Origin of the sequence: Microcoleus sp. Pol17C6, from assembly GCF_036701145.1 — a bacterium.
Taxonomy (GTDB): Bacteria; Cyanobacteriota; Cyanobacteriia; order Cyanobacteriales; family Microcoleaceae; genus Microcoleus.
Genome location: NZ_JAUBQH010000089.1, coordinates 1 through 20,332 on the forward strand (window position 1 = coordinate 1; position 20,332 = coordinate 20,332).

The window sequence follows — 20,332 nt, forward strand, 5'->3', positions numbered from 1 at the left end:
ATTGGGTCAACAGGTAAAAGATGAGTAATTTGACTCATTGACAATAGTGCTTTTAGCTTAACTTGTGAGTAATGACCTGCAGTAGATGCCAGCGGCAACCTCACCTACACACCCGCCCCTGACGCCAATGGTACATCCACTTTTGATCTTGTTGTTCAAGATAGTGGTGGCACTGCTAACAGCGGTGTTGATACTTCCACATTACAAAATTTCACCATTACCGTTAACTCCGTCAACGATGCCCCCAGCTTCAGCAACGTCGGCAACCAAACCCTCACAACCTCGACAAATACCGCCCAAACCGTTGCCAACTGGGCTAATACCTTCAAATTTGGCCCCGCCGATGAAGCGGGCCAAGCCGTTAACGACTTTCTCGTTAACATCACCTCCGGCAACACCTTATTCACCACTCTGCCAAACATAGCCAACGACGGCACCCTCACCTATACCCCCAACGGCACCCCCGGCACCGCCACCGTACAAGTACAACTCCAAGATAATGGCGGCACCCTCAACGGCGGCGTAGACACTTCCGCAGCATCCAGCTTTACCATCACCATCCCCGCGCCAACCGTCAACCTCTCAGTTAGCCCCACCACCGGCAGCGAAGGCGGAACAACCAGCAGCATCACCGTCACCGCCACCGCCGCCCTACCTGTAGCCGGCGACCAAACCGTTGACCTCGCCTTAACTGGAGTTGCCACGGCTGCTGATTTCACCGGCACAATCCCTACCAAAATTATCATCGCTGATGGGGAAAGCAGCGGACAAGTCACCTTCACCATTAACGACGACCAAATCGCCGAAATTGAGGAAACTGCCAACCTCACCATTAGCAATCCATCGGCAGGCCTTCAATTAGGAACCACCACCACAGGTAGTTTCACCATCACCGACAACGACACCGCTGGCTTTCAAATCCTCCCGATTAGCGGAAATACCAGCGAATTCGCAGGCCAAGCTACGTTTGATATCCGCTTAACCAGCCAACCCACCGCCGATGTCATCCTTGGCTTAACCAGCAACAACACAGCAGAAGGCACGGTTTTACCCGCTAACCTCACATTTAATTCCACCAATTGGAATGCTTACCAAACCGCCACCATCACCGGTGTAGACGATGCGGTAATTGACGGTGATATTGCCTACCAAATTATCACCGCCCCCGACACCACCACCGCCGACACGAACTATAAAAATCTCGACCCTGCAGATGTCACTGTCACCAATACAGACAACGACTCTCCAGGCGTTACCGTCACTCAATCTGCTGGCAGTACCGAAGTAACAGAAGGGGGAATTACAGATACTTATACCCTACAATTGAACACCCTCCCCACCAGCAATGTTGACGTTACCGTGACGGCGGATACTCAAGCAGAAGTTAGCCTAGATGGAACGAATTTTGCTGCCACGCAAATTCTAACCTTCACAAATGTTAATGGCCAAACTCCTCAAACTTTCACCGTTCGTGCTGTTGATGACACCCTACCGGAAAACAACCATACCGGTGCAATAACCCACGCTATTACCAACAGTACCGATCCCAATTATCCAACAACATTGGCGATCGGGCCTGTGAATCCACAGATTACCGATAACGATATTACTTACAGCGTCGTCGGCAGTACCGCCACTGTGACTGAGGGAAATAGCGGTACTCAAGTAATAAGTTTCACCGTTACTCGCACAGGAGAAACGAACCAAAGTAGCAGCATTGATTTTAGCTTTGGGGGAACAGCAACCACTGGCGTCGATTACAATAACGCCATTGTTACCGGAACTGGAGTAACCGCCACTGGCAGTACGGTTACTTTTGCTGCCAATGCTACCATAGCAACAATCGCGGTGGCCGTTGTCGGCGATCGAATTACCGAACCTAACGAAACCCTAGCACTGACTCTGAGCAACGCCACTGCCCCTGGGACTGCTAACATTATTGGTTCTCCAATAACCACCACGATTCAAGACGATGATATTGCGGGAATTTCTATCAATCCGACTGCCGGATTAACAACCACAGAAGCGGGGGGAACGGCTACTTTTACGGTAGTTCTCAATAGCCAGCCTACAGCAGATGTCAGCATCGGGATGACCTCTGATAATACGGCTGAAGGTACTGTAGATAAACCGAGTTTAACTTTCACGAATGCTAACTGGAATACTCCCCTAACCGTCACAGTTACAGGAATAGATGACTTAGTAGAAGATGGGAATATTGCTTACAACATTGTCACTGCTGCTACCAGTACCGATACTAATTACAGCGGTCTTAATGCGGATGATGTCGCAGTTACTAATACTGACAACGACAGCAAAGGCATCACCGTCACTCCTAACAGCGGTTTAACAACTACAGAAGCGGGGGGAACTGCTACTTTTACGGTAGTTCTCAATAGCCAGCCTACAGCAGATGTGACGATTGGGACGACTTCGGATAATACGGCTGAAGGTACTGTAGATAAACCGAGTTTAACTTTCACGAATGCTAACTGGAATACTCCCCTAACCGTCACAGTTACAGGAATAGATGACTTAGTAGAAGATGGGAATGTTGCTTACAACATTGTCACTGCTGCTACCAGTACCGATACTAATTACAGCGGTCTTAATGCGGATGATGTCGCAGTTACTAATACTGACAACGACAGCAAAGGCATCACCGTCACTCCTAACAGCGGTTTAACAACTACAGAAGCGGGGGGAACTGCTACTTTTACGGTAGTTCTCAATAGCCAGCCTACAGCAGATGTGACGATTGGGACGACTTCGGATAATACGGCTGAAGGTACTGTAGATAAACCGAGTTTAACCTTCACGTCGGCTAACTGGAATACTCCCCAAACCGTCACTGTCACCGGAATAGATGAATTAGTAGTAGATGGGAATGTTGCTTACAACATTGTCACTGCTGCTGCTACCAGTACCGATACTAATTACAGCGGTGTTAATGCCGATGATGTCGCAGTTACTAATACTGACAACGACACCGCACCGACACCGATACCCACACCCGCACCGACACCGATACCCACACCCACGCCCAGACCCGCACCGATACCGATACCAACACCCGCGCCAATCTTTGGGGAAACACCAACACCAGCACCCGCGCCAATCTTTGGGGAAACACCAACACCAACACCCGCGCCAATCTTTGGGGAAACACCAACACCAACACCCGCGCCAATCTTTGGGGAAACACCAACACCCGCGCCAATCTTTGGGGAAACACCAACACCCGCGCCAATCTTTGGGGAAACACCAACGCCAACACCAACACCCGCGCCAATCTTTGGGGAAACACCAACACCAACACCCGCACCAATCTCTGCACCAACCCCTGCACCAACCCCTGCACCAACCCCTGCTGAAACACCGACGCCAACACCAACAACCAACAACATCCCTAACGATGACTGCATCTGCGATGACCTTGCCTATCCCAACTTAAACCAACCTAACTCAGTTGAAAACACCATACTTGGTGTATCGGGAATTCAAATAGGCACTGCCCAAAACGATGAATTTCTAGGCAGTAACAACGGCAATATATTCGATGCCAAATCCGGGAATGACAACTTATATGGTGGTGCCAGCAACGACATCTTTAATGGCAACCAAGGCAACGACTTCATAACCGGAGGCAAAGGTGACGACATCCTCTATGGAGATGAAGGAAACGACATCGTTCTTGGTGAATTGGGCAACGATTTAATCTTCGGAGGCAAAGGCAATGACTTGTTACATGGCCGCGAAGGTAATGACATCATTCTTGGTGATAAAGATGATGATTTCATCGATGGTGGTAAGGATAATGACGTTTTATATGGAGGCAAAGGTAACGACATAATGCTTGGTAGTCAAGGTGATGACTCCCTGTTTGGACAGTTAGGTTCGGATACCATCTGCGGCGGTGAAGGTAATGACTTAATTAGCGGTAACGAAGGAGCCGATATCCTGGGAGGATGTGAAGGAAATGATACTCTTTATGGAGGGGAAGATAATGATACTATCCTGGGAGGACAAGGCTCTGATATCCTTTACGGAGACTTGGGCAATGATAGTTTGATTGGCGGTAGTGGCAACGATATCTTTGCCTTAAAAGCTGGTCAAGGATTTGACATAATCGCTGACTTTACCATCGGTCAAGATTTGATTGGATTAAGCGGAGGTTTGAGTTTTGGTCAGTTAGCAATCACTCAAAATACTCAGGGAACTCTCATCAAAAATGTCTTGACAGGAGAGGAGTTAGGTGTGATGATTGGAGTGAGTGCCAATGCGATCACATCGGCTAATTTCCGGTTGATTTAGGAAAAAATGAAAAGTGCGATCGCCCGAATCGATAAAAAAGGGCGGTCGCACTTGACCCAAAATCGCACTTGAGAACCCCGGCTTCTTTAAGCAGTCGGGATTCTCGCCTTCAGTACCAACCTTTTTCTACACAGTCTTAGCCCACTCGATCCAAGTTTCCATCGGGCGGAAACCCACTGATTTGTAAAGCTTTGTCGCCCCCGTCAAACTGTCAGCATCGACGCTGAGTTTAGCTGTGTTTGCACCCGCTGCTTTCAACTTATGCAAACCAGCTAATAGCATCGCTTTTCCTAAACCCATTTTCCGAAAATCGCGTCGCGTACCCAACAATTCAATCCAGCCGTCTTTTGTGCCGCTGCGGGCGTTTTTTTGGGGTTTGATTTGACAGTCGCAGAAAGCAGCAAATTTACGATCGCCCGAAACAGCAATCAAGTCTAATTCCGGCTGATAATTCGGATCTTGCATCCAATAACGCACGGTTTCCGCAGTTAAATCGTGGTGATTCCAGTGATCGATAAATGACTGGTTGAACATCTCTACCCAGGGTTGGATGTCTTGTTCTCCCGATACGTGAGTCAGTGCAAAATCTGCGGGAAATTCCGGCGCGGGAATCGGTTCGGCGAGGGATCGGGCCATTGTCCAAAAATAGCGATCGACCTCAAAGCCCTGTTTTTCTAGCAACCGCATCTCATCGGTTTGGTCCTCACGGCTGTATGTACGCAATTTTGCAGGCAAATTCCGTTCTTTCGCGACTTCGCCCAGCCGTTTTTCGCCCCATTTAATGATATCTTTTTCCAAACCTGCGCCGCGCACGTTTGGATGCACGTAAAACCAGAGACAAGCGTCGATTTCCTCTGGCGAATCGGGCATATCTAGGAGTGCTAAACCGATTAGTTTGTAATTACCATCTTCCCACAATTGCACGTCGCGGGCTTTGTCGAGTTTGGGGGCATCAAGTATTAGCTTAAGTTCAGTTGCTGAGACTTCTTCACCGAGTCTATCCACAGCTTCGCAAGCATCGATCAAATTGGCGATCGCGCACCAGTCAGTTTCGCCCTTGTAGGAGCGTGTTGTTAAGATATTCATAGAAAACTTGCAATCCGTAATTTCGGACTGTTCCTCTTAAGTGGTATTGGCAAACAAGTACAGTGAATTTATTGCAAAAATCCGAGTTTTTGATGATTAACCGCAGATGAACGCGGATAAACGCGGAGGTAATGCAGATTTATTGTGGTGTCGATAAAACTCAGAAACCTGTTTATATCACCCAGGCTTTCAGGTTTTATCTAATTAGGCAATCATAAAAATTGTTTTGCCCTTTGGGGCTAATTTTGTAGGTGAGTTTATGGCTGGATGTCGATGAGTCGCGCTCTCTTTCGTTACTAAGCTTGGTGCTTAAGTAACTGTTGTTTGAATAAAGTTTCAACAGCTAAGTAAAGAAGTTGTCACCCCCAGTGGGTAGTTGATTTTTACTTTTGCTCTGTTTTACAATAAATCCTTTTTCAGGGATTTCTTGCTCCTCCTGTTAACTCGCCCGATCGGGGGAGGGGAGAAGTTGAACTTATTTAAAAGTTCCCTATTTGAACTATAACCTGAGCTGTTTTTTTTTGCAAGTTTGAGGTGAGGCGAGTTTTGTTAGTATGGACGGAAGCAGGTTTTTGAGGGCAGAAGCATCGCAGTTTTAACCGACCGTAACAGTAGTTTTTATCACTTTTTTACCGGATTTTAGGTGGATTTATCCCAACCTTAAACTAACATTAAACTAGATTGCGGATTGGTAGAAGGTAAATATGCTTGACAACCTGGATTTAAACATTTCCCTAGATAAAGAAACCTACGATGCCAAGATAGAAGTTTTAATGCAACAGTTGCGATCGCTCCAACTGGCCTGCAGGGAAAAAAAATTGCCCGCAATTATCGTCCTCGAAGGTTGGGCCGCCGCCGGCAAAGGCGCTTTAGTCAAACAAATGGTGGGGTATATGGACCCGCGGGGGTTTGCCGTCCACCCAATTTGGCCGCCGTCAGATGCAGAAATGGGCTATCCTTTCCTATGGCGGTTTTGGCAGAAACTCCCCGCCCGCGGCAAAATAGGTTTTTTCTACCACAGTTGGTACACTCACATTTTAGAAGACCGATTGTTTGATCGAATCTCCGAGGCAGAAGTACCGACAGCCATCAGGCAAATCAACGCCTTCGAGCGGCAGATGGTAGATGACGGCGCAGCAATTGCCAAATTTTGGATTCACCTCAGCAAAAAAGAGCTCAAGCATCGGCTCAAAAAACTAGAAGACGACACCTTACAAGCTTGGCGAGTGCGGCCCGAAGATTGGAAACAAGCCAAAAAATACGAAGAATATACAACTTTGGCAGAAGAAATGGTAGCCCAAACCGGCACGGGCCCGGCACCTTGGACGCTAGTAGAAGGCGATTGTCAGCGGTGGGCCAGAGTCAAAGTTTTAACGCAAATGGCAGCCACAATTACAGAAGCCTTAGACAGACTGCCGATGCAATCTGCACCCGTAAAATTGCCGCCTCAAGAAAGGTTGCAACCCACCGAACCTGACGTGCTCGCCCAAGTAGATTTAACTCAATCGCTGTCGCCCGACGAATACAAACAGCAACTTCGCGAACAACAAACCCGTTTTGGCAAACTGCAACAAAGCATTTACGAAGAGGAAATCCCCGTATTAGTGATATTTGAAGGTTGGGACGCCGCCGGTAAAGGAGGAGCAATCAAACGCTTGACGGACGTATTAGACCCCCGCAGTTACACCGTTAATGCCTTTGGGGCCCCGACAGACGAAGAAAAAGCGCATCACTACCTCTGGCGGTTCTGGCGACGGCTGCCAACGGCTGGTAAAATCAGCATTTGCGATCGCAGTTGGTATGGTAGAGTGCTGGTCGAGCGAGTCGAAGGATTTGCCACCGAACCCGAATGGCGCCGAGCTTATCAGGAAATCAACGAATTTGAGGAGCAACTCACCAGTTTCGGTTGTGTCTTAGTTAAATTCTGGCTGCACATCAGTCCTGACGAGCAACTAAAGCGGTTTACAGAGCGGCAAAACAATCCCTTTAAACAATACAAACTCACCGAGGAAGATTGGCGAAATCGGGAAAAGTGGAATTATTATGAAGTGGCGGTCAATCAAATGATTCACCGCACCAGCACGCCGCTTGCTCCTTGGACGCTAATTGCGGCCGATAACAAGTATTATGCTCGTGTTAAAGTAATTCAAACGGTAACGCAGGCAATTCGGAATCAACTGAAGCGCCGATAAATTGGGATTGGTGAATGGGTAACAGGTAATGGGGACAAAAAGCAGGCAGCAGAAAGCAGAGTTGAATTGCCAATTTCACCTGCAGCGTGTTCGATTCATTACCAATTATCAATCAACCATTACCAGTTATCAATTACCAATTAACTGTCAGCAATCTGTGACTGGAAGTAGCGGGCTTCACCCTGCAGCCAATAGTTGATAGCTGACCGGAAGCGAGCATTAGGATAAATGCGATCGGGCTGCGTTATTGGCGAAAGTTAAAAACCCACCGATTCCCGTATTTCCTCCCGCAGCTAAATTCGCGATCGTTTCCAAAACTTCTGTACTAATTTATGAAGACACAGAATATTGCAAGATGCCAGAACTGTTAGCTCGCATTCTATTTCTATTCCTCCTGTTCTCACTGATCAAATCGTGGTGGGATCAATCAGGGGGCAAAGACAATCCTTTATTAGATCGGCTGCGCGTTTTGCTGCTGATCAGCCTTTTGATCCTAGCTTTTTTTGCACCAGACACCCCGGTCGGAGCAGCGATTTTCGGGCTCATAGCCTTCTTCTTTAAGCCGCTGGGTTTTTCAATCACGCTGTTGGTGATTGCATCGGCGCTGATCACGAACGGGGGCATCCGCAACCCGGCCCCGAGAATGATCTTGGCAGCCCTGCTAGTTTTGATCCTTTCGAGTATGCCAGTTGTCGCTTACTGGTTCGCCGAGCAAGCAGAACGGGACGCCGCCGCAGCCGTCCGCACAGTTTGCTGCGACGAAACCGCAGCGGCGATCGTCCTGCTGGGCAAGGGAACCACTCAGCCTCATATCCCCAACCGAGTAGCGATTCAACTGACAGATACAGGCAATCGCCTGCCCTATGCTGCCGTTTTGTACAGAAAACAACTCGCACCGATGGTCATCGTTACCGCTGGCCCGAGAGACGAGTTGGAGGGTTATGTTGGCGAAGCTAAGGATATCGAGACTTTGCTGGCAAACAACATGGGCGTGCCTCGCAGCAGTATCGTTCTCGACAATAACGGCAGCAACATACGCACCAGCGCTGAAGAGGTGAGAAAGATACTCGACAGCCGTGGCGCCCCGCGCAAAGTCATCCTGGTAACATCTGCGATTCAGATGCGCCGTGCCAGCCTCGCTTTTGCGAATATGGGAATCCAGGTGATTCCTAGGGCTACCGACTTCTACACTTTTCAACCCATCTCAGGAGGGAGATCCAGTAGACTCCGCTTAGACGCGGGAGATTTTTTGCCTAGTGCAGAAGCTTTGGTAACTACGACGCGAGTATTCGATGAATATTTCGGGTCTTTTTATTACTATTTGCGCGGCTGGCAGGCTCCCAGGGCCTAAAGTGGCAAGTTGCTGGTGTTTTTCTTAGCCAACAGCGACTGCTCCCCAGATTGGTTTAAAATCTGATGAGAATGAGACCTTTGTGGGGAGCTGTATTTTTTTCTCATTCCGGCGGGGTCGCCGACAATCAAGTTTGCCATGACTGCAAACAATACCCAAAAGATAACTGGCTCCCACTGGGATTTTGTGGGCTTTGCTTCAGGGGTTTTGACAGATTCAACGTTGACTTTGATATCTAGTTTGCCTTCAATTTCTTTGCCCTTGAGAACCCCGTCGTTGCACACACCCTTAAAAATCATGGGAGCGGGCTTTGGTGCTTCTGCTTTCGCTTCTGTCATTTTTTTATCCTGATTTTGGTAGATTCGGTTGGATAGTACATTCTTAAAGGTTCGGGGGTTTTCCGGACAGGATTTGGCGAACTCTGAAAGAATTAAGTTAAATATGTACCCCGCCTCTTACTGGGGCTTAAACATAAGCATCTGAAGGCATTTCCAGCTAGTGCTTGTTTGTTTTGGCTAGCAGCGTTGCCTTGAAGCTGCTAATTACCTATCTGGGTGAAGGGGAGGTTTTTATGCAAAATACAGGTTTTTTTATGAAAAATTGTCAATAAATTTATTTGCTCCCGGCGGGCCCAAAGGTCAACAGCCTTAAATAAGCTGTCGGGCATCTTGCGTTGTATTTTTCGGGCAGGCGGGACACCACACAAAAATTTCATCAAATTATGAGCTTGCCTTATCTCACCTAAGAAACCCGGTTTCTGCCAGCAGAGAGCCCAAGTGACGCAATTCGGTTAATAAACCGAGTTTATGGCTCAACATCGCCCTAGGAATGCCTATCTAAAATCTCAAATAATCTAAATAATCGACAGTGAAAATATCCACCAGTCAACTATCTTCCTTGCAACCGGAACAACTGGCAGCTTGGGCAAAAGAGGCAATTAATCGCAGTAAATCTGGTCGAATCCCTGCGTACATACCTCTCCTAGCGCAAGCCGATCGACAAAGGCTTGCCGTGCAAATTCGGGCAATTGATGGTCAAATTATGAGCTGGGGTAGCATTGCTCAAACATTCCCGCTGATGAGTGTAGTCAAGCCCTTTGTGCTGCTTTATTTGCTGTGCGAATTGGGCGAAAAAACGGTTTTTGACTGCGTTGGCTGTGAGCCTTCGGAACTACCTTTCAATTCCCTAACTCAACTCGAAATAGACCAAGGGAAGCCGAGAAATCCGATGATTAATAGCGGGGCGATCGCCCTAGCGTCTTTGATTCCCGGTCAAAATGCTGTGGCACGCTGTCAAAACTTGCTCGATTGGCTGAATAAACAGGCAAACAGTCAGTTATTTGTTGACGAGTTAATGCTCGATTCAGTGAAGACAAATCCCAATCAAAACAATTGGAATCTCGCCTTAAAAATGGTAGAATCGGGTTATCTTCAAAATGCGGAAATTGCTTTAGAAACCTACAATTGCGTCTGCTGTTTGTCGGGAACTGTGGAGGATTTAGCTAAGCTGGGGATGGTTTTGGTAAATAGTGGCGATCGAGCAATGGGGGAAAACTGCCGTACTGTCACAGCGCTGATGGCAACTTGCGGTTTGTATGAAGCATCCGCCCGCTTTGCCCTGCGGGTGGGGCTGCCGGCTAAGTCGGGAGTTAGCGGGGCAATGCTGTCGGTAATTCCGGGTCAAGGTGCGATCGGCTTTTACAGTCCGCCCTTGGATAAAGACGGAAATTCTATCGGTAGCTTATTTCTGTTAGAAAAAATAGCTAAAACTTTGCGACTAAGCGTATTTGATTAGATTAGGAATTACGCACGGTTGCTCAGGGTTTCGACTTCGCTCAACCACCGGGGTTTTTTGCGAGAATATTTCTTGAATGCTGGCATAAACTGCCAAAAACCCGGTTTCTTTGGTTTTGATACGTAAGCCCTGAACCAATGCCCCATGCCCCATGCCCCATGCCCCATGCCCCATGCCCAATAACTAATGCTTTTCCCCTAAAATAGCATAAACCACAGTCTTTTCTTTTTTGCCGCGCAATTGAATCGCTCCTACTTTTTGGCCTTCGTAGCGATCGCGCACGTAAGCAAAAGTCCTCGCCGTCACCAACAAATTAAAAGGACTGTCAGAAACAATTTCCTTATTCATCGCCTCCAATCTAGCAGCAACGTTGACAGCATCCCCGATCACAGAATAATTCAAACGCCGGGAACCGCCCACACTGCCCGCAACTAACTGTCCGGTATGCAAACCGATGCCAAACTTAATTAAAGGTTTGCGTTCACTTCTAAGCTGCTGATTAAGTTGGTGCAGCCGTTCGTGCATCGCAATACAAGCCGCAACTGCATTCAAAGCATCTTGTTGAATTTCTCGATATTCAGTATGGCAAAAAGGCACCCCAAAAACTGCCATAATTGCATCACCGATGTATTTATCTACAACGCCGCCGTGATCCATAATACAGTTAGTCATCGCTTCCAAATAATTGTTCAACCAGGTGAGTAAATCTCGCGGTCGCATTTTTTCTGAAATCGAAGTAAAACTACGAATATCCATAAACAGCACCGTTGCTGTAAGTTCTTGAGGTTCGAGTTCTCCCTGTTCAAATATCTCAGCTTTGCGTTCCCAAATAAGCTGAGCTGTCTCCGGAGCGACGTGCTTTTCAAATAACCTCATCAACTGCTGCTTTTCGTACTGTTCCCGCAGTTGCAAAGCAGTGCTAGATAAAATGAGGGTGCCGATAGGTGCGGCAATCGGAACCCACCAAAAAAAGAAGCCAAATAACAAAGCGGCAGCCCCAATCCAAATTATAGGCAAACCGAGAGCGATCGCCATTCTCTCTTTAACACCTCGGTTGCCCAAAACCAAGGCGGTAAGGGGGCCAATCCCCAACAATAACAAAATTTCTAGGAGTACCGGCAGCCGCTGCAGCAAGCGTTGATTGAGCAAATTGTCAACCAATGCTGCATATAAATAAACTCCCGCCGTAGTCTTGTTGAGAGGTGAAGATATCGGGTCTAAACCAGTAGCAACTATCCCCACTAAAACTAACTTATTACTCAGAGCATCTGCGGGAATTCTACCTTCTACGACATCAACAAAAGCATAGGTAGGTAGATTTTCAGTTTTCCCAGGCCAGTTAACCCAGACTTTTTTTTCCTGCTTATTTTTGGACTGTGGGAGCAATACTGGATCTTGGGGATTAGCAGCATTGTACCTGTGAGTCATTGCTAAACCGAAATTAGGAATCCCGTTGAGAAAGATTTTTGACTCCCGGCTAATACCGTCGCTATCGGCTTCTTGGCTGATGTGGCCGACACCTGCGGCGGCTGCTTTTAAAGATGCTACTGGTTCTTCTTTAAGGGTTCTAGGGAGTACAACTTTGCCGTTGGCGGCGATTGCAACGGCTAAAATATCATCTTTCGGACTTGGATCGAGGAAAAGAATGTCAAAACCAACGGCTGTGGGGGGAGATTTTTTCAGTGCTTCTAGCAGTTGGGCATAGCGGTTACGAGGCCAAGGAAATTGACCGTATTCCTGCAAGGAATGCCGTTCGATCGCAATTACCACAATTCTCTCATCCCATCCGGGATTGGGCAAAATTCCCGATTCTCGAATTTGAAATAGCGTTTTGTATCCCAAATATTCAAGAGGTTTCCACATTCCAAATTGTAGCATGGCTACAGACATTATACCTACTACTACCCCTGTGACCCAGGGAGGATTTGTGGTTATATGTTGCCGGAGCCCGAGCCGTTTATTCTGTTTGATATGATCAATCCATTCTTTGAACTTCATGCAATTAATTTGACGCAATCATTGACATTCGAGTCCGAACTTCGATAGGAGTGAGAGTCATGAAGTTTTACAATACCGTAAGGGCGAAGGGTGGGGGCAAAATTTATTGATTTTGACTACCGAGATTCACCGCAAAATCCTTCGCACCTACACAAAATAATCAACCCTGATAGGACTATAGGATCTAACTCACGTCCTCAGAGACTGCCCGCGTACATTACTCGCGACGATAGGTTGTTTAGCGAACTGCGAAGCTGTAATGCCTTTCTGTGACTGACGGGCCTCGCACTACGATTTTGAGGCGGCGACTTGGAGGTAAAATTCCTTGGATTTTGAAGTTGCCATTTCGATCGATCTTAATCTCTTCGTTGTGGACATAAACTGTGTCGATCGGGTTAATTTGACCACTGAGGCTATAGATATTGGCGCTGAGTCTCAACAACCTGCGGACTTTGAGTTGAGCTAGGCGAGGGCTCGCTGAGGGCGTCACGGGCGAGGTTTGAGGGAAAATAGTCGTGGCGTTACCGCTGTTGACAACTACTTCTGAGTCGGCACTGTCTGATACTACGACTGCACCTTCAATTGTTTCGACTGCGGTTTTGCCGCCACCGACGCTGACGCCAAAGGAGGTGCCGCGAACTCCAGCAACGCCTTCTGGGGTTTCAACTCTGACTGGGGCGGTTTTGGCAGACTTTTTTTGTTGGGCAATTTGACTGGATTTGCCAAGTCCGCTGAAGGTATTGAGGGCGACTATTTGGTTCGGCGGGATAATTGTTGAGGTGTTGGCTGCGGGAGTTGTCGCAGCAGTTTTGCCGATCGACAACCTGACTCGCCCCCTGCTGACAAAAATGGCTGTGTCTTTTTCGCCACCTGCACTGCTTGACAAATTGGATATTCTGACTGCGGTTTTTTCGCCAACTTCCACGGTGCCAACGTTATTGTCGATGCCTAAACGGGCTGTGGAATTGGGGCCGGTGATGATTTCGTCTCCGGGGGCGAGTAGCCGATCGCCCACAACCGCCGGCCGCCCTTTAAAGCTGACTGTACCCCGAATTTCTTCTATTTCGAGCGATCTTCCGGCCGCTGTTCCCTGGGCGTTTATCGTCTCTGCTGGGGATGAATTAGCCGCCACTGTTGCCGGATTTGTTGGAGATTTTGAGGCTGTTGGCAGTGGCGGCGGTCGATCGACTGAGACAATTTTAGTAGTGTTGGACGGCTGTGTGGGGGATGGAGAAAGCGGACTGGCGATCGTCCCACCAAAGGGCGACAGACTCGCCAGCACAGCCAAGGACAAACTTAGGAGCGGAACTTTGGTCGAGCGCCCACAAGTAAAAATTTTATTCATAATTTCAATTTTGTCATATTGAAGTTCCTCAACTTCATTTCCTCTATCAGACGGCATACATCCGGAAATCGTTCCATTTTTTATGGCGTAAAAAAGCAGCAAAAATTAACTTTCTCAGCATGGAAGCTTAGCATTAAACCTTCTTTTTATTGTCAGATTTTAGTAAACTGTTACAACATGGCAGTTTCCTAAAATCTGACGTTCTGATTTTTGTGCCAAGCTGACTCAAAGTGTTCTGCTGCATCAACTTTCGCCGATGTCAACGTGAGAGAGCACAGATTTATATATAGCAAACATAAAATTAATTACTGCTTGTGGATGCCTTTTGGCTTCTGCCTGAAGGATGACTAATTGGGGAGAAATCCTGTAGCTGTGGCAATTAATAAAAAGATGCTTTTTACGAAGCGATAAAAAATAATTATCTAAGTGGTGAACAGCCTCTGCCAGTGGAGCTTGCCGCTGTGGAATATTATCAAGCAAACCCAAGCGACTCAGGGTAGACGATCGACAAACTCCGACTAGAATACCGTTTTTTAGGGAAAGTTGGTGGAAATTTCGATGGAAAATCATAGTGAGCGATCGCCTGCTGGTGTTGCTGTTCCGAAGTAGACGCCAAACTGTAAAATAAACGGTTGTATATAGGTTATATAGAGCAGGAGAACAATTTCAGTGGCAATAGAAGTAGGTCAGAGAGTTAAGGTGCGCCGTCTCAGAGATCGGATACCTGCAAATATAGTGGGCAAGATAAAGGAGAATCCAGTAGGCACTGTTGACGGATTCAGAATGGTTGACGGTAGCGGAGTAGGCGTGGTTGTCAAGTTTGACGGTTTTGCGACTTGGTTCTTTGAAGATGAGCTAGAACCCGTTTAACAGATGTAGAAGGAAGAAGGAAGTTCGGCAACGGATTCTGTAACGGATGTAACGGATGTAACGGATGTAACGGATGTAACGGACGTAACGGATGTAACGGATGTAACGGATGTAACGGATGTCAGTCCGATGGAAGAAGGAAGAGGAAAAATTTTCCCAATTCTTCCCCTCTCCCACTCTCCCACTCGCCGACTCTCCTCTTCCTCCACTCTCCGCCCTCCCCCACTCTGGCTGAAGGTTGCGCTTAAATGTTAAAGAGTAAGCTTTGGCAGTGAGAACAGAAAATGGCTTTGATTTTGACATTTTTGGGCAAAGGCGGCACTGGCCGCAGTACGATCGCGATCGCAACAGCTAAAAAATACGCGGCTCAAGGCAAGCGAGTTCTGCTGCTCGGCCAAGATCCGGGCCCTGCATTGGGTATTCTGCTAGGGGTTCCTCTGACTCTCAACCCCCAGGAAATTGCCCCCAACCTCAAAGCAGTTCAGGTGCAAAGCGCGCCGCTGCTAGAACGCAGGTGGGACGAAGTTAAACAACTAGAAGCTCAATATGTCCGTACTCCCTTTTTCAAGCAGATTTACGGTCAAGAATTAGGAGTATTGCCGGGAATGGACAGCGCGCTGGCGTTGAACGAACTTCGGGAATACGAAGACAGCAAACAATACGATGTAATTGTTTATGACGGCAATGGCGGCATGGATACGCTGCGGATGCTGGGAATGCCGGAAATTCTGAGTTGGTACATCCGCAGGTTCCGCCAAGCTTTGGTAGATTCGGATTTGGGGAAAGCGCTTTCACCTTTTATTCAACCGGTTGTCAGTACCGTGTTGACTGTGGATTTGTCGGGAGACAATGCTTTTCAATCTACTAAGCAAGTCGATAATCTTTTGGATAAGGGTAAGGAAGCGCTGGCAGATCCGAACCGCACGGCGGCTTTTTTGGTGACGACTGGAGATGCAAGTGCGATCGCAACTGCCCGCTATCTTTGGGGAAGTTCTCAACAAGTTGGTTTGACTGTGGGCGGTGTCATTGTTAATCAAGCATCGGTTACAGAAGCTATTACTGCCGATTTTGATCCTTTGACGGCTGTTTCGGTTCCGGCACACAGTGACAATAATTGGCAGCCGGTAATTGATGCTTTGCCAGATTTTTCTGAGGCCGCAAAAGCTCCTCAACCCATTAACATCAACATTGCACAGCGTCAAGTTAGTTTGTTTTTGCCTGGGTTTGACAAGAAAGAAATTAAATTGATTCAATCGGGGCCGGAAGTGACGATCGAAGCGGGCGATCAGCGGCGCAATATTTTGCTGCCTCCGGCGCTGACTGGAAAGTCTGTTACTGGTGCTAAGTTCCTGAATGGTTACTTGATTATTTCTTTTTAGGGTAAGGAAGAAGGCACGACAGGGATTTTAACACGGATACACGGATGAATTATCGAGTTCTCTAATATCATGTCTCGTTGATTTGCGATCGTATAATTTGTGCGATCGTAGTGGCTCGTTTCACAAGCCATAATCGCCGGAAAAAAAACATCTCGAAAACCCGCCCCCACACCACGAACAATCGAAATGTACATTCAGATTGGCCGTGGGGCGGGGGCGGGTTTATTTATCCTTTGAATGATTGCCAATATTTCTGGTGAACCCCGCGCCTACGAAGGACGGAATTGATATCATTTACAATACAATATTATTAGCAGCCAATTTGGGGAAACAGCAATGGTTACACAACTGCAATCTCCCGACAAATCAAATATTATCTACCCCGATGACAACGGCGAACCAATGTCAGACAATACTGAGCAATTTAGATTAATCGTTTGGATTAAGGAGAATTCCGAACTATTATTTGCGAATGACCCGAATGTTTTTGTGGCAGGCGACTTGCTTTGGTATCCCGTTGAAGGAAATAATAAACTTTGCCAAGCACCTGATGTGATGGTAGTTTTTGGTAGACCAAAAGGTTATCGTGGTTCCTATCAACAGTGGAATGAAGATAATATTGGGCCACAAGTTGTGTTTGAAATTTGGTCGCCTGGAAATCGGCCCGGTGCAATGATTCAAAAGTTCAAATTTTACGAACGTTACGGTGTGGAAGAATACTATTTGTACGAGCCGCAAACATTAGAATTGACAGGATGGCAGCGGGTTGAGGAAGAGTTAGAGGCGATCGAACAAATAGACGGTTGGGTAAGTCCGAGATTGGGCGTGCGCTTTGGATTGTCTGAAACCGGACTCGAAATGTTCGGGTCGTCGGGAGAACCGTTTGTGAGTTTTGTGGAACTCGCTCAACTGCGGCAGCAGGCGGAAGCACGGGCACAGCAAGCAGAGGAACGTGCCACTGAGGCAGAAACTTTGCTGGAACAAGAACGATCGCGATCGCAAGCTTTAGAATTAAGACTCCGAGAAATGGGAATCGACCTCAATGAATTGTAATTGCAACTCGTGCAAAAACCCGGTTTCTTGGAGAAACCGGGTTTTTGAAGACAGCTAACTAACTTTTACCGTTACCGTTTCCATTGCCGCCAGTCGTTAGCAAAACCCGCTTAGCTAAAGGTTCCGGCACTTCTTGCAATCGATCAAACTCCCAATTAAAAAATCCGACTCCCATTGTCTGCGATCGCAATTCTACGATCAAATTCTGCATTTCTGCGATCGGCAAATAAGCAGAAACTGCATCCCATCCCTTCCAGTCTTGTTTACCTTCGTAGCCGAGAATTTGGCCGCGGTGTCCGCTGACCAACTGCAACACCTTTGATGTACACTCGTTCGGAGCGCAAATTTCAACTTTGGCGATCGGCTCCAGCAATGCCGGTTCGCACTTCGCCATTCCCTCCTGCATCGCCAAACGCGCCGCTTGCTTGAAAGCTTGTTCGGAACTGTCAACGGTATGGTAGGAACCGTTCGTCAGCGTCACCGCTACGTCTACCACGGGGAAACCTAGCGGGCCGCGATCCAAATACTCGCGCACTCCCACTTCCACGCCGGGAATGTACTGTTTTGGGACGACGCCGCCGACTATTTTGTCGCTAAAGCTGAAACCTTCTCCGCGAGGCTGCGGTGCAATATCGAGGTACACGTCGCCAAACTGTCCGTGTCCGCCGCTTTGGTGTTTGTAGCGCCCGTGGATGGAAGATGCTGGTTTGCGGATGGTTTCTTTGTATGGCACTTGGGGTAAGTGAGTCGCCATCGGCAAATTATATTTGCGGCGCAACCTGTCTAAGGCTACTTTCAGGTGGATTTCGCCTTGACCCCAAAGTATAATTTCGTGAGTGTCGCCGTGCTGTTCCCAGACTAAAGATGGGTCTTCTTCTAGCAATTTAGCTAAAGCGGAGCTCAGCTTAACTTCATCGTTGCGCTTTTCTGGGACGATCGCCAGTGCGTAGACAGGCGGGATGATTTCGGCTTTTGGCAATTCTTCCGATCGGTCTAGCGCCAGCGTATCGCCTGTTTTCACGCCTTCTAGCCTTCCCAAAGCCACAATTTCCCCGGCGCTGACAGACTGCAAACTTTGTGTTTGCTGGCCTGTCAAGCGGTACAAACCGTTAACTCGAACGCCGTTCAAAATTGCTCCGTCTGCCAGCGTCCCCCGCCACATTCTCACTAACGATAGTTTGCCTCCCTGCTGCGTGTAATATGTTTTGAGGATTTGAGCCAGAACTTTGTTTTCACTTTGTATAATACCGCGACGATCGGCTGTAGTTTCCGGTGTCGGCGCTTCTCTCAGCAAAGCTTCCAGCAGAGGCCGCACGCCGAAATCTTGTTCGGCGATGCCGATGAATACTGGCACAATTAAATCTGCGCCTAATTCCATCTTTAAATCCCGGGTAATTTCTTCGGCGTCGGGATTGATTTCTTCGAGCAATTCTTCGAGTAAATGGTCGTCAAAATTCGCCAATTCTTCGAGCATTTGCTGCCGCGCTGCGCTTTCTTCTGCTTTGAGGTGTTCTGGAAGCGGGACGGGATCTGCGGCGGCGCCCGGATGGTAGTGGTAAGCTTGTTCGGTTACTAAGTCGATAAAACCGATGATTTGTTCGTTTTTGCCGATCGGATATTGGTGAGGTACGACCGGTCTACTGGAAACGGATTTGAGCGCGTCGATCACCTCGGTGAAGTTGGTGCCGCAAGTAGTTTCGTCTGTGTAAGCACGATCGATCTTGTTGATAAAAACTAGGTGGGGAATTTCCCAATCATCGAGAAATTTAAATAGGGGTGCGAGGGTTAAAGTGCGATCGGCAACGGGTTCGCAAACAATTATCGCCGCATCCACACCAATCAGCGCATTGTAAGTTTCTTGGGCAAATTCTACCGAGCCCGGACAGTCGAGAAATGTGAAGCGGACGCCTTGATATTCAGCGGTGGCGGCGTTTACTTCTACGCTCATTTGGCGATCGCGCGCTTCCGGGGAACTATCACCTATTGTGTTGCCCTCTTTGACATTTCCTTTGCGGGTAATTGTCCCTGTCACCGACAGCAAACTTTCGAGCAGTGCGGTTTTACCGCTTAAATAAGGGCCAACAATTGCAACGTTCCGCGTGGCCCCAAGGACTTTTTCGTTCATATTGCCTCCAACAGAAAACTTGTTTTCCATTGCTCTTGGTGCAATCACTTCTATACCATTTTCTAGACTTTTTCTAGGTTAATTTTTATTGCATTTTCGAGCAACTTGAGATTTTGGTATGATTCCATACTTTTGACGCTAGCGTATTTTGAGTGACGCCAACACAAATTGTAGTTTTTCTTAATATTTTTAATTTTTAACCGCAGGTGAAGGCAAATCGGATTCTCGTTCCCAGGCTGTGCCCATTGGTAACAGCTTAAGACTGAAACTCATAATAAATATCGCTTGTAGTTGAGTCTCGCTCCCCCTAAATCCCCCTTAAGAAGACCCACTTTGAGAAGAATCTTGTCCCCCCCTTGTTAAGGGGGGTTAGGGGCTATCTAGGCTTCGATATAAACAACAGAGACTGTTAGTTTAACGTTAAATTGTCACCAATAGGCTCTGCCTGAGAACGCATTTCACTCTTGATATGCCTCGATTTTAACGGTTTTTAGTGTCTAATTTCTCAGCAGTCGCAAACCGCTTAAGGTTACTATTACTGTAGAGCTTTTGTGACCTATGACGCCTAAAGGCATGGTGATATTTCCGAAAAAATTAGCCGTTAATAACAGCACAATCCAACTGAGTGCAAAAACAATGTTTTGTTTGACAACATTTTGAGCGCGGCGGCCCCAGCTAATTGCTTTAGTTGGTAATTGGTAGATCGGTTTTAGTCATTCTCCGGTGGCGAAACGGCGGTTAGTGCGATCGTAAGGATTCAGGTCTGTGATTGAGGAATAAGAGAAGGCATAAAAAAGTTACAAGAATGGGCAGATATAGCATCAC

The 20,332-nt window shown here is 47.5% G+C and carries 16 protein-coding genes; 7 read left to right on the plus strand and 9 right to left on the minus strand.

Annotated elements, in window-relative coordinates:
* Window positions 1–155 precede the first annotated feature (155 nt).
* Window positions 156–428, minus strand: coding sequence for a hypothetical protein (locus QUA25_RS26950; protein WP_333042590.1), 273 nt, complete (start codon window positions 426–428; stop codon window positions 156–158).
* A gap of 15 nt (window positions 429–443) precedes the next feature.
* On the minus strand, window positions 444–833 hold the full coding sequence (locus QUA25_RS26955; RefSeq protein ID WP_333042592.1) for a hypothetical protein: 390 nt from the start codon (window positions 831–833) through the stop codon (window positions 444–446).
* Between the two features lie 490 nt (window positions 834–1,323).
* On the opposite strand from QUA25_RS26955, the gene QUA25_RS26960 reads away from it, so the two are divergent.
* Window positions 1,324–4,314, plus strand: coding sequence for a Calx-beta domain-containing protein (locus tag QUA25_RS26960; protein ID WP_333042593.1), 2,991 nt, complete (start codon window positions 1,324–1,326; stop codon window positions 4,312–4,314).
* 126 nt (window positions 4,315–4,440) lie between these two features.
* Here QUA25_RS26960 and QUA25_RS26965 read toward each other — a convergent pair whose 3' ends face one another.
* Window positions 4,441–5,400, minus strand: a complete 960-nt coding sequence (locus QUA25_RS26965; RefSeq protein WP_333042595.1) for a GNAT family N-acetyltransferase — start codon at window positions 5,398–5,400, stop codon at window positions 4,441–4,443.
* Window positions 5,401–6,104: 704 nt separating this feature from the next.
* Between QUA25_RS26965 and pap the strand changes: the two genes are divergently transcribed.
* Both pap and QUA25_RS26975 read left to right on the plus strand, forming a co-directional pair.
* A complete protein-coding gene (gene pap / locus QUA25_RS26970; protein ID WP_333042596.1) occupies window positions 6,105–7,592 on the plus strand; it encodes a polyphosphate:AMP phosphotransferase in 1,488 nt (495 codons plus the stop codon).
* A gap of 247 nt (window positions 7,593–7,839) precedes the next feature.
* Window positions 7,840–8,943 carry a YdcF family protein gene (locus QUA25_RS26975; protein ID WP_333042599.1) on the plus strand — a complete coding sequence of 368 codons (1,104 nt, stop codon included), beginning with the start codon at window positions 7,840–7,842 and terminating at the stop codon, window positions 8,941–8,943.
* On the opposite strand, the gene QUA25_RS26980 is transcribed toward QUA25_RS26975, so the two are convergent.
* Window positions 8,940–9,281: a hypothetical protein gene (locus QUA25_RS26980; RefSeq protein ID WP_333042600.1), complete on the minus strand. Its 342-nt coding sequence runs from the start codon at window positions 9,279–9,281 to the stop codon at window positions 8,940–8,942. The two genes, QUA25_RS26975 and QUA25_RS26980, sit on opposite strands and share 4 nt — an antisense overlap.
* 529 nt (window positions 9,282–9,810) lie before the next feature.
* Between QUA25_RS26980 and glsA the strand changes: the two genes are divergently transcribed.
* Window positions 9,811–10,737, plus strand: coding sequence for a glutaminase A (glsA, locus tag QUA25_RS26985; protein WP_333042602.1), 927 nt, complete (start codon window positions 9,811–9,813; stop codon window positions 10,735–10,737).
* 183 nt (window positions 10,738–10,920) lie between these two features.
* On the opposite strand, the gene QUA25_RS26990 is transcribed toward glsA, so the two are convergent.
* The 3 genes from QUA25_RS26990 to QUA25_RS27000 form a co-directional block, all read right to left on the minus strand.
* The gene (locus QUA25_RS26990) at window positions 10,921–12,627 is read right to left on the minus strand and encodes an adenylate/guanylate cyclase domain-containing protein (RefSeq protein WP_333042605.1); all 1,707 of its coding nucleotides are present in this window, start codon (window positions 12,625–12,627) and stop codon (window positions 10,921–10,923) included.
* A gap of 346 nt (window positions 12,628–12,973) precedes the next feature.
* Entirely contained in the window at window positions 12,974–14,080 is a 1,107-nt protein-coding gene (locus QUA25_RS26995; protein WP_333042607.1) for a FecR domain-containing protein, read from the minus strand.
* Between the two features lie 243 nt (window positions 14,081–14,323).
* Window positions 14,324–14,650, minus strand: coding sequence for a hypothetical protein (locus QUA25_RS27000; RefSeq protein ID WP_333042610.1), 327 nt, complete (start codon window positions 14,648–14,650; stop codon window positions 14,324–14,326).
* Window positions 14,651–14,749: 99 nt separating this feature from the next.
* On the opposite strand from QUA25_RS27000, the gene petP reads away from it, so the two are divergent.
* On the plus strand, window positions 14,750–14,950 hold the full coding sequence (gene petP, locus QUA25_RS27005) for a cytochrome b6f subunit PetP (RefSeq protein WP_172186826.1): 201 nt from the start codon (window positions 14,750–14,752) through the stop codon (window positions 14,948–14,950).
* A 284-nt stretch (window positions 14,951–15,234) separates the two neighbouring features.
* Window positions 15,235–16,329 carry a Get3/ArsA fold putative tail anchor-mediating ATPase NosAFP gene (locus tag QUA25_RS27010; protein ID WP_333042612.1) on the plus strand — a complete coding sequence of 365 codons (1,095 nt, stop codon included), beginning with the start codon at window positions 15,235–15,237 and terminating at the stop codon, window positions 16,327–16,329.
* On the opposite strand, the gene QUA25_RS27015 is transcribed toward QUA25_RS27010, so the two are convergent.
* Window positions 16,326–16,523, minus strand: a complete 198-nt coding sequence (locus tag QUA25_RS27015) for a hypothetical protein (protein WP_333042614.1) — start codon at window positions 16,521–16,523, stop codon at window positions 16,326–16,328. The genes QUA25_RS27010 and QUA25_RS27015 overlap by 4 nt on opposite strands.
* Window positions 16,524–16,665: 142 nt before the next feature.
* Here QUA25_RS27015 and QUA25_RS27020 point away from each other — a divergent pair, with 142 nt between their 5' ends.
* Entirely contained in the window at window positions 16,666–17,382 is a 717-nt protein-coding gene (locus QUA25_RS27020) for a Uma2 family endonuclease (protein WP_333042616.1), read from the plus strand.
* A gap of 58 nt (window positions 17,383–17,440) precedes the next feature.
* On the opposite strand, the gene QUA25_RS27025 is transcribed toward QUA25_RS27020, so the two are convergent.
* Window positions 17,441–19,507 (minus strand): elongation factor G, encoded by a 2,067-nt coding sequence (locus QUA25_RS27025; protein ID WP_333042617.1) that lies wholly within the window; start codon window positions 19,505–19,507, stop codon window positions 17,441–17,443.
* Window positions 19,508–20,332: the final 825 nt, after the last annotated feature.

What these genes read in the sequence shown, in the direction of transcription:
- QUA25_RS26955 (WP_333042592.1), bottom strand. Translation starts at nt 833, where the DNA reads ATGGTGAGGTTGGCAGTTTCCTCAATTTCGGCGATTTGGTCGTCGTTA.
- QUA25_RS26965 (WP_333042595.1), bottom strand. Translation starts at nt 5,400, where the DNA reads ATGAATATCTTAACAACACGCTCCTACAAGGGCGAAACTGACTGGTGC.
- pap (WP_333042596.1), top strand. Translation starts at nt 6,105, where the DNA reads ATGCTTGACAACCTGGATTTAAACATTTCCCTAGATAAAGAAACCTAC.
- QUA25_RS26980 (WP_333042600.1), bottom strand. Translation starts at nt 9,281, where the DNA reads ATGACAGAAGCGAAAGCAGAAGCACCAAAGCCCGCTCCCATGATTTTT.
- QUA25_RS26990 (WP_333042605.1), bottom strand. Translation starts at nt 12,627, where the DNA reads ATGTCTGTAGCCATGCTACAATTTGGAATGTGGAAACCTCTTGAATAT.
- QUA25_RS26995 (WP_333042607.1), bottom strand. Translation starts at nt 14,080, where the DNA reads ATGAATAAAATTTTTACTTGTGGGCGCTCGACCAAAGTTCCGCTCCTA.
- QUA25_RS27000 (WP_333042610.1), bottom strand. Translation starts at nt 14,650, where the DNA reads ATGATTTTCCATCGAAATTTCCACCAACTTTCCCTAAAAAACGGTATT.
- QUA25_RS27010 (WP_333042612.1), top strand. Translation starts at nt 15,235, where the DNA reads ATGGCTTTGATTTTGACATTTTTGGGCAAAGGCGGCACTGGCCGCAGT.
- QUA25_RS27015 (WP_333042614.1), bottom strand. Translation starts at nt 16,523, where the DNA reads ATGTACATTTCGATTGTTCGTGGTGTGGGGGCGGGTTTTCGAGATGTT.
- QUA25_RS27020 (WP_333042616.1), top strand. Translation starts at nt 16,666, where the DNA reads ATGGTTACACAACTGCAATCTCCCGACAAATCAAATATTATCTACCCC.
- QUA25_RS27025 (WP_333042617.1), bottom strand. Translation starts at nt 19,507, where the DNA reads ATGAACGAAAAAGTCCTTGGGGCCACGCGGAACGTTGCAATTGTTGGC.